Genomic DNA, 10105 nt, shown 5'->3' with positions numbered 1-10105 from the left:
GCCACGCAGCCTCGAGGCCGCGCGGCCCCCATCCCGACCTTCCCCCGGAGGGGGAAGGGGCTAGTACAAAGACAGGGCCGCTTCCTGTTCCTGGTCCGCCGGTCTTGCATCGAGCGGCAGCACGCACAAGACCTTCCCGCCCAGCGTCAGCACCAGCCCGAGCCGGCCGCCGATCTGCATGACCTGGCACACGGTGCGCGGCGCCTTGGCCCCACCCGCGGCGGACATCGAAAGCGCCCGTGCCGGCGGCTGCCGCAGCATCGCCATCAGCACGCGCGCATCACAGTCCTGCAGCGCTTGCCGGTACACGTGGAAGGCCGCCTCCGACGACCCCGCATCGCCGTCGCTCTTGCCCTGTCGTAACCGCAGCAACGCGCGATGCAACTGCTGCCGGCAGGCGGCTTCGGTCTTCCCGCTGGCCTCGGCAATTTCCTTGAAGCTGGCTTCGAACACTTCGCGCAGCAGCACCGCCGCGCCATCGATGGGCGACAGCCTTGCGGCCAGCAGGCGCAGCGCCTGCTCGGTGGACTGCGCCATTGCCGCTTCGGCCTCCGCCGAGGGGGCTTCCGACGCAAGGTCCTGCAAGGCCGCATCCCGCAGCCACCGCCGCATCCACCCCTCCCGCCGCAGCCGGTCGATCGCCAGGTTCTGCATCACCGTGGTCAGCCACGCCTGCGCTTCATCAAGACCGGTTTCATCCCCCGCCTCGAGCGCGCGCAGGTAAGTCTCCTGCACCACATCCTCGGCCTCGGCCAGTCCGCCGAGCATGCGCGTCGCCGCGCGAACCAGCCGGCCCCTCAGGGCGGGCAACTGCGAGAGATAGCGTTCATCGAGCATCGGCGCAGCTTGCCACAGCGGCCTCGATGTCACGAAACTGTGGGCTTGTTCGTCAAGACAGTTCAACCCACAGGAGCTTTCTTCATGTCCCCCATGTTCTCAATGGAAACCGACGACGACACCAAGCCCGCGGCCACCGCCGAGCCGCGCAATTCCTACCTGGAGGAGAAGGCCTTCAAGTCGCGCACGCTGCTGATCTTCGGCACCATCACCGACGCCGCGGCGGCCGACGTGACGCGCCGGCTCATCGCGCTGGACGCCGACAGCGGCGACAAGCCCATCGACATCCTCGTGAGCTCGCCGGGCGGGCACCTGGAGTCGGGCGATGCCATTCACGACATCGTGCGTTTCATCAGCGCGCCGGTGCATATGATCGGCACCGGCTGGGTCGGCAGCGCCGCCACGCACCTGTTCCTGGCGGCGCCGCGCGAGCGCCGCGTGTGCCTGCCCAACACGCGCTTCCTGATTCACCAGCCCAGCGGCGGGGCGGGCGGGCAGGCGACCGACATCGCCATCCAGGCGCAGGAAATCATCAAGGCCCGCCAGCGCATCGCGCACGAGATCGCGCGCGAGACCGGCAAGCCCATCGACGTGGTGCTGGCCGACATCGAGCGCGACCGCTGGCTGTCGGCCGAGGAGGCCGTCGAATACGGGCTGGTCTCGCGCATCATCCAGCGCAAGACCGAACTGCGGGGCTGATCGATCAGGCCTTGGGCTTGTAGGCCACCACGTCGATCTCGACGCGCGCGTCGATCATCAGGCGCGCCTCGGTGGTCGAGCGCGCGGGCTTGTTCTCGCCGAAGTAGCCCATGTAGATGCGGTTGAAGGCACCGAAATCGCGCGCGTCCTGCAGCCACACGGTGCTCTTGCACACGTCGTCCAGCGTGGCGCCGGCCAGCGCGAGCACGGTCTTGATGTTTTCCATCACCTGGCGCGTCTGCGCCTCGATGCCGCCCACCACGAGTTCGCCGTTCTTGTCGACCGGCACCTGGCCCGACACGTAGACGAAGTCGCCGGCGCGCACGGCCGGGGAGAACGGACGCACCTGGCGGTCGGAAGCAAGGGGCGGGGCGCCGAGGTATTCGAGGGGCATGGAGGACTCCTGGGGTGTTGAAAGACTGGAGGGAAGGGGAGCCGCGAGTATCCGTCCAATCTGAAAATCTATTTCAGAATAACCCTTGAACAAGGGTTAACACGGATGATTTGGCATGAATACTGCTTCAAAGTCCGGGCCGAAAAGAAAATTTCTTTCACAAACTCGCCCGCCCCATGAAGGAGTTCCCCATGCCCCACGTCGGTCCAGCCCTGCGCCTTTCCCTGCCCACGCTGTCCAGGCGCAGCCTGCTCGGTGCGTCCCTGCTCGCGATGCTGTGCGCCGCGCTGCCCCACCAGCAAGCCCATGCCCAGGGCCCGCGCAATTTCGCCACCCTGGCGATGGTGGCCGAGCCGCAGACGCTCGACCCGATGGCATCGACCGCCGACCTGGTCGGCACCATCATGCAGCACGTGTACGAAACGCTCTACACCTTCGACGGCAAGTGGAACGTGGTGCCCATGCTGGCCGAGGGCATGCCCAAGATCTCCGCCGACGGCAAGACCTACGCCATCACCCTGCGCAAGGGCGTGATGCTGCACAACGGCCGCGAACTCACGGCCGACGACGTGGTGGCCAGCCTGCAGCGCTGGATGGACCAGTCGCCGCGCGGCAAGGCCGTGGGCAAGGAAATCGACAGCCTCAAGGCCAAGGGCCCGCTGGCCGTCGAAGTGGTGCTGAAGGAGCCCTATGCGCCGCTGCTGTCGCAGCTCGCGCTGCCCAGCGGCATGGCCGCCATCATGGCCAAGGACTCGATCGCCTCGCCGCTGAAAGACTTCGTCGGCACCGGCCCCTACAAGTTCAAGGAGCGCCGCCCCGACCAGTTCGTGCTGCTCACGCGCTTCGACAAGTACAGCGCGCGCAAGGAGCCCGCGAGCGGCTATGGCGGCAAGCGCGAAGCCGCCATCGAAGAGCTGCGCTTCGTGCCCGTGCCCAACGCCAGCACGCGCGTCGAAGGCGCGCTGGCCGGCCAGTACGACTTTGCCGACCTGCTGCCGGTCGAAGCGCTGCCGCGCCTGGAAAAGTCGGGCGGCAAGACCATGCCGATCATGACGCCGTCGTTCGGCTTTCCGTACCTCGTGCTCAACACCAAGGAAGGCGTGGCCGCCAACCCGGCCGTGCGCCAGGCGATCCAGACCGCGCTCGGCGAAGGCGAAATGCTCGCGGCCGGCTTCGGCGACACGCGCTTCTTCGTGGCCGAGGGCAACCACTTCCCCAAGGGCTCGCCGTTCTACTCGGCCTCGGGCGTCAACCAGTACAACCAGCGCAACGCACCCAAGGCCAAGGAGCTGGCGGCCAAGGCCGGCTACAAGGGCGAGCCGATCCGCGTGCTCACCAGCCGCCAGTACGACTTTCACTACAACATGGCGCTGCTGATGGCCGAGCAATTGAAGCGCGCCGGCTTCAAGGTCGACCTCAACGTGGTCGACTGGGCCACGCTGGTGCAGCGCCGCAACGACGCCAAGCTGTGGGACATCTACGTCACGCATTCGGGCCAGTTCCCCGAGCCCATGCTCTCGCCGCCGCAGCTGGGCGACGGCGCGCCCGGCTGGTGGGACACGCCCGCCAAGAAGGCGGCGCTGCAGGCCTTCAACACCGAGAGCGACCCCGCCAAGCGCGGCGCGCTGTGGGGCAAGGTGCAACAGGTGGTCTATGACGAAGTGCCGTACATCAACGTCGGCAAGTTCAACGGCCTGTCGGCCAGGAGCCCGGCGCTGGACAACTACACGCCCGCGACCTGGCCGTTCTTCTGGAACGCGAAGATCAAGTAAGCAAAGCAGCACCGCCATGCCATCGCGTCGCCAACTTCTGCAAGCCAGCGCACTGGCCTCCGGGCTCGGAGCCCTGGGCCTGCACTCCTCCATGGCCGCTACCGCCAAGGGCGCAAGCGCCGGCCCGGTCTACGCCTACGTCGGCACCTACAGCGACGGCGGCAAGCCGTGGCGCGGCGGGCGCGGGCTGGGCGTGCACCAGTTCGTGCTCGACAGCGCGACCGGTGCGCTCAAGCCCATTCCCGGCGCACCGGTGGCCGTGGCCAGCACGGGCGAGGGCGCCAGGCTGCGCAACCCCGCGTCGCTGGCGCGCCACCCGACGCTGCCCATGCTCTATGCGGCCAACGAGTTCGAGGCCGGCTCGGTCTCGGCCTTTCGCATCGGCGCCAACGGCGCGCTGTCGTTCGTGGCCGAAATGCCCTGCGGCGGCAAGGACCCGGCCTACATCAGCGTGCACCCCGACGGCCGCTTCCTGTTCACGGCCAACTACGCGAGCGGCGACGTCAGCGTGATCGCGCTGCGCGCCGACGGCACGCCCGACACCGACCGCGCGGCCGTCGTCTACAAGGACGCCGAGGCTTGCGGCGCCACCGCCTGCAAGCCCGGCGCCGACGTGGTGCCGGCCGCCGCGCGCTCGCACGAAGGCTTTGCCACCAGCGACCACGACGGCCCGCACGCGCACATGGTGCATGCCGACCCGAAGGGCAACTTCGTGCTGGTGGCCGACCTGGGGCTGGACCGCGTCATCTCGTACCGCTTCGACCGCGGCACCGGCGTGCTGAGCCAGCCCGGCACGGTGGCCGTGTCCGAGAGCTCGGGCGCGCGCCATTTCATCTTCCACCCGAACGGCAAGTGGTTCTACCTGGTCAACGAGGAAGCCTCGACCATCGCCTTCATGCGCTATGACGATGCCAGCGGCGTGCTCACGCCAGTGAGCGAAACCTCGGCGCTGCCGCCAGGCTTCAAGGGCACGAGCTACGCCTCGGGCATTCGCATGCTGCCCGACGGCCAGCACTTCGTGTCGCTGAACCGGCTGCACGATTCGATCTCGCTCTTCAAGCTCGACGCCCGCACCGGCGCGCCCACGCTGGTGCGCGAGGAATGGACGCGCGGCAACTACCCGCGCAGCTGCACGCTCGACCCGAGCGGCAAGTTCCTCTACGTGTGCCACAACAAGCAGGGCGACAACGTGACGGTGTTCCGCGTGCAGGGGGGCGACGTCAAGTTCACCGGCCAGTACGTGGCGGTGGGCAGCGCCGCTGCCATCGAGTTCTCGCGCTGAAGGGGTCTCTCTTGTTCCGTTACATAGCTTCCCGCCTGGCCGGCATGCTCGTCGTGCTGGGCATCGTGGCGGTGCTCGTCTTCGTGCTCACGCGCGCGGCTTCGGGCGACCCGGTGTCGGTGCTGCTGGGCGACCAGGCCACCGCGGCCGACATCGCGCGCGTGCAAAAGAGTACGGCCTGGACAAGCCGCTGCCCGTGCAGTTCGGCTACTGGCTGCGCGAGGTGCTGCAAGGCAACCTGGGCACCTCGATCTTCCTGCAGCGCCCCGTGACGCAGGCGCTGTGGGAGCGCTCCGAACCCACCACGCTGCTCGCGCTGATGGCCGTGGCCATTGCCGCGCTCATCGGCGTGCCGTGCGGCATCGTCTCGGCCGTGTTCCGTGGGCGCATCGTCGACCAGCTGTTCACCGGCATCGCGATGCTGGGCGCGAGCATTCCGAGCTTCTGGCTGGGCATCGTGCTGATCCAGATCTTCGCGGTGTCCTTCGGCTGGTTCCCGGTGTCGGGCTACGGCGCGCCCGACGCGGCGCTGGCCGAGCGGCTGCATTCGCTGGTGCTGCCGGCCACGGTGCTGGGCCTGCTGAACTCGGCGCTCATCATCCGCTTCACGCGCGCCTCGATGCTCGACGTGCTCGGTGAAGACTATGTGCGCACCGCGCGCTCCAAGGGCCTGAGCGAAAGCGTGGTCGTGCTCAAGCACGCGCTGCGCAATGCGCTGGTGCCCATCGTCACGGTGATCGGTCTCACGGTCGCGCTGATGATCGGCGGCGCCGTCATCACCGAGACGGTGTTCGGGCTGCCCGGCGTGGGCAACCTCGTGGTCAGTGCGGTGCTGCGGCGCGACTACCCCGTCATTCAAGGCGCGCTGCTCGTGATTGCCGCGATCTATGTGCTCATCAATTTCTCGATCGACCTGCTGTATGCGGTGGTCGATCCGCGCGTGAAGGTCTGAGCCATGCAAATGCCCCGAATGCTCCGCCAGCTGATGCATCGCCGCATCGTGATGGTGTCCGCGCTGGTGCTGCTGGTGATTGCCGTCATGGCCATCGGCGCGCCGCTGTTCGCCTCTGCCGACCCCAACGACACGGCCGTGCTGGAACGCCTGAAGGCGCCGAGCGCCGAGCACCTGCTCGGCACCGACGAACTGGGCCGCGACATGTATTCGCGCATCGTGCACGGTGCGCGCTACTCGCTGGCCATTGCGGCGCTGACTGCGCTGGGCGCGGTCGTTGCCGGCACGGTGCTGGGCCTGGTGGCCGGCTTCTTCCGCCGGCTCGACGCGCCGCTGATGCGCGTGGTCGACGCGATGATGTCCTTTCCCGACATCCTGCTGGCCATTGCGCTGGTGGCCATACTCGGGCCGTCGCTGATCAACACGGTGCTGGCGCTGGTGCTGGTCTACACGCCGCGCGTGGCGCGGGTGGTGCGCGCATCGACGCTGGTGGTGCGCGAGCTCCTGTTCGTGGAAGCCGTGCGCGCGCTGGGCGTGCGCACGTCGCGCATCCTGTGGCGGCACATCCTGCCGAACCTGATGTCGCCGATTCTGGTGCAGGTGTCGTTCATCTTCGCGTACGCGATCCTGGCGGAAGCCGGCTTGTCGTTCCTCGGCGTCGGCGTGCCGCCCGAGATCCCGACCTGGGGCACCATGGTCGCGGGCAGCCAGCAGTACGCGCACCAGGCTTTCTGGGTCGTGCTGTTCCCGGGGCTTGCGATCATCTTCACGGCGCTGTCGCTGCAACTGCTGGGCGACGGGGTGCGCGACCTGCTCGACCCGAAGCTCAAGAAAACCTCGTGATGACGAACGAACAAAACACCCCGCGTCTCGCGGTCAGCAACCTGAGCACCAGCTTTCCGACCGAAGACGGCCTCGTGCGGTCGGTGGCCGACGTGAGCTTTTCGATCCAGCCGGGCAAGACCACCGCGCTGGTCGGCGAATCGGGCTCGGGCAAGTCGGTGACCAGCCTCACGCTGATGCGCCTGCTGCCGAAGACCGCGAACGCGCAGGTCAGCGGCACGGCCTCGTTCGTGACGCGCGAAGGCAAGACGCTCGACCTGCTGAAGATCGACGAACGCGAAATGCGCTCGCTGCGTGGCAACCAGCTGTCGATGATCTTCCAGGAGCCGATGACGAGCCTGAACCCGGTGTTCACCATCGGCGAGCAGATCGCGGAAAGCGTGCGGCTGCACAAGGGGCTCGACCGCAAGGCGGCCATGGCGCATGCGCTGCGCATGCTCGAGCTGGTCGAGATTCCGGCCGCCGCGCAGCGCGTGCACGAGTACCCGCACCAGCTGTCGGGCGGCATGCGGCAGCGCGTGATGATCGCGCTGGCCATGGCCTGCGACCCGACGCTGCTGATCGCCGACGAGCCCACCACCGCGCTCGACGTGACCATCCAGGCGCAGATCCTCGAGCTCATGCGGCGGCTGCAGGCCGAGACGGGCATGAGCATCCTGTTCATCACGCACAACCTCGGCGTGGTCGCGCACCATGCGGACGACGTGGTGGTGCTCTATGCCGGCCGCGTGGTCGAGAGCGCGCCGGTGCGGCCGCTGTTCGCGCAGCCCGAGCACCCGTACACGCAAGGCCTGTTGGCCTGTCTGCCCGGCAAGGCGCGGCTTCCCGGCCAGCCCAAACCCAAGCGCCTGTTCGCCATTCGCGGCCAGGTGTCGAGCCCGCTCGCGCCGCCGCCGGGTTGCGCCTTCGAGCCGCGTTGCGGCCAGTCGCTGCCCGAATGCAGCGCCGCGATGCCGCCGCTCATCGACATCCGGCAAGACCGCCAGGCACGCTGCATTCGTGTGCAGCCCACCCACACTCTCGCGAGAGCCGCATGACCGCCGCTTCTGTTTCCTCTCCTCTCATTGAAGTCCGCGGACTCAAGAAATACTTCGGCAGCAGCGACCGGCCGGTGCGCGCGGTCGACGACGTGTCGTTCGCGATCCAGCCCGGCGAAACGCTGGGCCTCGTGGGCGAGTCGGGCTCGGGCAAGAGCACCATCGGGCGCACCGTGCTGCGGCTGCTGGAGCGCACGAGTGGGCAGGTGCTGTACCGCGGCGACGACATCGGCGCGCTGTCGGGCGAGCGCATGCGCAAGCTGCGCAGCAAGCTGCAGATCATTTTCCAGGACCCGTACGCCAGCCTGAACCCGAAGATGCGCATCAGCGCGATCCTGGGCGAAGCGCTGTCCACGCACGGGCTGCACAAGGGCGCGGCCGCGCGCGACAAGCGCATTGCCGAACTGCTCGAAACCGTGGGCCTGCGCGCCGAGCACGCGAGCCGCTTCCCGCACGAGTTCTCGGGCGGGCAGCGCCAGCGCATCGGCGTGGCGCGCGCGCTGGCGGTGGAGCCCGAGTTCATCGTGGCCGACGAGCCGCTGTCGGCGCTCGACGTGTCCATTCAGTCGCAGGTCATCAACCTGCTGGCCGACCTGCGCGAGCGGCTCGGCCTGACGATGCTCTTCATCTCGCACGACCTCGACGTGGTCGAATACCTGTGCGACCGCGTGGTGGTGCTCTACCTGGGCAAGGTGATGGAAGTGGCCACCACCGACGAGCTGTTCGCGCACCCCTCGCACCCCTACACCCGGGCGCTGCTGGCCGCAAGCCCCAAGCCCGACCCCGAGCTGTCGACCGAACGCATCGCGCTCAAGGGCGACATTCCCAGCCCGATCTCGCCGCCTTCGGGCTGCGTGTTCCGCACGCGCTGCCCGCACGCTATCGAGGCCTGCGCGCAGACCGTGCCGGCCCTCGAAGAAATTTCGGCAGGACACTACAGCGCCTGCATCCGCAAAGAACTGCTCTCCAACATTGCCGCATGACCATGACCGCCGCCAACGACTTCAACGATCCGCTTCTCAACGAACGTTTCAAAGGCTACCCGCGCACGCAGGCACCGCGCCGCCGCAGCGAGATCGGCGCCGCCGGCTGGAACGTGCTGGCCGGCGACCTGCCGCTGCCGCTGGCCGTGCTCAAGCGCGAGGCGCTGGAGCACAACCTGGCGTGGATGCAGTCGCGCGTGCGTGAATGGGGCATCGACCTCGCGCCGCACGGCAAGACGACCATGTCGCCGCAGCTCTTCCAGCGCCAGCTCGACGCCGGCGCCTGGGGCCTGACCTTTGCCACCGTCACGCAACTGGCCGTGGGCGTGGCGGCCGGCGCGCGCCGCACGCTCATCGCCAACCAGGTGGTGAGCGACGAAGACCTGGGCGGCATCCAGCTGCTGCTGGGCGCGCACGCGGACCTGCGCATCGTGTTCCTGGTCGACTCGCTGGCGCAGTTGGCGCTCATCGAAGACTGGGCCGCGCGCCATGCCGACAGCGTGCCCTTCGAGGTGATGCTGGAGATCGGCGTCGAAGGCGCGCGCACCGGCTGCCGCACGCACGAAGAGGCCGTCGCGCTGGCCACGCGGCTGCGCGCCAGCAGCGCCGTGAAGCTGGTCGGCATCGAGACCTACGAAGGCCAGGGCGCCACCGGCGCCAGCGAGCCCGACACCGCTTATGCCAACACGCTGATGGACCGCGTCGAAGCCGTGGCGCGCCACTGCGACACGCACAAACTGTTCGAGACCGACGAGGTGTTGGTCTCGGCCGGCGGCTCGGCCATCTTCGACCTCGTGGCCGGCCGGCTGAAGCCCGCGCTCGCCTCGCCGGTGCGCGGCCTGCTGCGCTCGGGCTGCTACGTCACGCATGACCACGGCTTCTACAAGCGCATGGTGAGCGCGGTCGACGAGCGCCTGGGCTGCGGGTGCGGCGAAAGCCTGGTGCCCGCGATGGAAGTCTGGGCCACCGTGCAGTCGCGCCCCGAGCCCGGCCTGGCGATCCTGGCCGTGGGCAAGCGCGACATCTCCTTCGACCTCTCGCTGCCCGTGCCCATCGCGCGCGCGGCGCGCGGCGCGCTGCAGCCGCAGGCCGTGCCCACGGGCTGGAAGATCACCGCGCTCAACGACCAGCACGCCTACCTGCGCTGGGACGCGAGCGAAGAGGGCGAGGCGCCCCAGGTCGGCGACCGCGTGGGCCTGGGCATTTCTCACCCCTGCACCACCTTCGACAAATGGCACTGGATGCCGGTGGTCGAGAACGACTACCGCGTGAGCGACGCCGTCGCCATGCACTTCTGAGCACGCAC

The 10105-nt window shown here is 68.5% G+C and carries 9 protein-coding genes and 1 pseudogene; 8 read left to right on the top strand and 2 right to left on the bottom strand.

Annotation, left to right across the window (positions count from 1 at the left end; translation table 11 throughout):
* Positions 1–60: 60 nt before the first annotated feature.
* Positions 61–837 (bottom strand): sigma-70 family RNA polymerase sigma factor, encoded by a 777-nt coding sequence (locus tag BMG07_RS25660; RefSeq protein WP_198086905.1) that lies wholly within the window; start codon positions 835–837, stop codon positions 61–63.
* 102 nt (positions 838–939) lie between these two features.
* Between BMG07_RS25660 and BMG07_RS25655 the strand changes: the two genes are divergently transcribed.
* The gene (locus tag BMG07_RS25655; protein ID WP_198086906.1) at positions 940–1536 is read left to right on the top strand and encodes an ATP-dependent Clp protease proteolytic subunit; all 597 of its coding nucleotides are present in this window, start codon (positions 940–942) and stop codon (positions 1534–1536) included.
* A gap of 4 nt (positions 1537–1540) precedes the next feature.
* Here BMG07_RS25655 and BMG07_RS25650 read toward each other — a convergent pair whose 3' ends face one another.
* Positions 1541–1930, bottom strand: coding sequence for a RidA family protein (locus BMG07_RS25650; protein ID WP_198086904.1), 390 nt, complete (start codon positions 1928–1930; stop codon positions 1541–1543).
* A gap of 191 nt (positions 1931–2121) precedes the next feature.
* Between BMG07_RS25650 and BMG07_RS25645 the strand changes: the two genes are divergently transcribed.
* The 7 genes and pseudogenes from BMG07_RS25645 to BMG07_RS25615 all read left to right on the top strand — a co-directional run bounded on the left by BMG07_RS25645 (position 2122) and on the right by BMG07_RS25615 (position 10097).
* Positions 2122–3702, top strand: a complete 1581-nt coding sequence (locus BMG07_RS25645) for an ABC transporter substrate-binding protein (RefSeq protein WP_269759379.1) — start codon at positions 2122–2124, stop codon at positions 3700–3702.
* Positions 3703–3718: 16 nt separating this feature from the next.
* On the top strand, positions 3719–4984 hold the full coding sequence (locus BMG07_RS25640) for a lactonase family protein (RefSeq protein ID WP_198086902.1): 1266 nt from the start codon (positions 3719–3721) through the stop codon (positions 4982–4984).
* A gap of 11 nt (positions 4985–4995) precedes the next feature.
* Positions 4996–5936: pseudogene (locus BMG07_RS25635) on the top strand (ABC transporter permease).
* Between the two features lie 3 nt (positions 5937–5939).
* The gene (locus BMG07_RS25630) at positions 5940–6779 is read left to right on the top strand and encodes an ABC transporter permease (protein ID WP_198086901.1); all 840 of its coding nucleotides are present in this window, start codon (positions 5940–5942) and stop codon (positions 6777–6779) included.
* On the top strand, positions 6779–7816 hold the full coding sequence (locus BMG07_RS25625) for an ABC transporter ATP-binding protein (protein WP_198086900.1): 1038 nt from the start codon (positions 6779–6781) through the stop codon (positions 7814–7816). Before BMG07_RS25630 ends, BMG07_RS25625 begins: the two co-directional genes overlap by 1 nt.
* Positions 7813–8799 (top strand): ABC transporter ATP-binding protein, encoded by a 987-nt coding sequence (locus BMG07_RS25620; protein WP_198086899.1) that lies wholly within the window; start codon positions 7813–7815, stop codon positions 8797–8799. The genes BMG07_RS25625 and BMG07_RS25620 overlap by 4 nt, the downstream gene beginning before the upstream one ends.
* On the top strand, positions 8796–10097 hold the full coding sequence (locus BMG07_RS25615; protein ID WP_198086898.1) for an amino acid deaminase: 1302 nt from the start codon (positions 8796–8798) through the stop codon (positions 10095–10097). The genes BMG07_RS25620 and BMG07_RS25615 overlap by 4 nt, the downstream gene beginning before the upstream one ends.
* The last annotated feature ends 8 nt before the right edge of the window (positions 10098–10105 follow it).

It is taken from the genome of Variovorax sp. E3 (assembly GCF_016082275.1).
Lineage (GTDB): Bacteria > Pseudomonadota > Gammaproteobacteria > Burkholderiales > Burkholderiaceae_C > Variovorax.
This window is presented reverse-complemented; position numbering and strand designations above follow the sequence as displayed.

Coding starts and splice junctions, on each gene's coding strand:
- BMG07_RS25640 (WP_198086902.1), top strand. CDS start 3,719: ATGCCATCGCGTCGCCAACTTCTGCAAGCCAGCGCACTGGCCTCCGGG.
- BMG07_RS25625 (WP_198086900.1), top strand. CDS start 6,779: ATGACGAACGAACAAAACACCCCGCGTCTCGCGGTCAGCAACCTGAGC.
- BMG07_RS25630 (WP_198086901.1), top strand. CDS start 5,940: ATGCAAATGCCCCGAATGCTCCGCCAGCTGATGCATCGCCGCATCGTG.
- BMG07_RS25655 (WP_198086906.1), top strand. CDS start 940: ATGGAAACCGACGACGACACCAAGCCCGCGGCCACCGCCGAGCCGCGC.
- BMG07_RS25650 (WP_198086904.1), bottom strand. CDS start 1,930: ATGCCCCTCGAATACCTCGGCGCCCCGCCCCTTGCTTCCGACCGCCAG.
- BMG07_RS25620 (WP_198086899.1), top strand. CDS start 7,813: ATGACCGCCGCTTCTGTTTCCTCTCCTCTCATTGAAGTCCGCGGACTC.
- BMG07_RS25660 (WP_198086905.1), bottom strand. CDS start 837: ATGCTCGATGAACGCTATCTCTCGCAGTTGCCCGCCCTGAGGGGCCGG.
- BMG07_RS25615 (WP_198086898.1), top strand. CDS start 8,796: ATGACCATGACCGCCGCCAACGACTTCAACGATCCGCTTCTCAACGAA.
- BMG07_RS25645 (WP_269759379.1), top strand. CDS start 2,122: ATGCCCCACGTCGGTCCAGCCCTGCGCCTTTCCCTGCCCACGCTGTCC.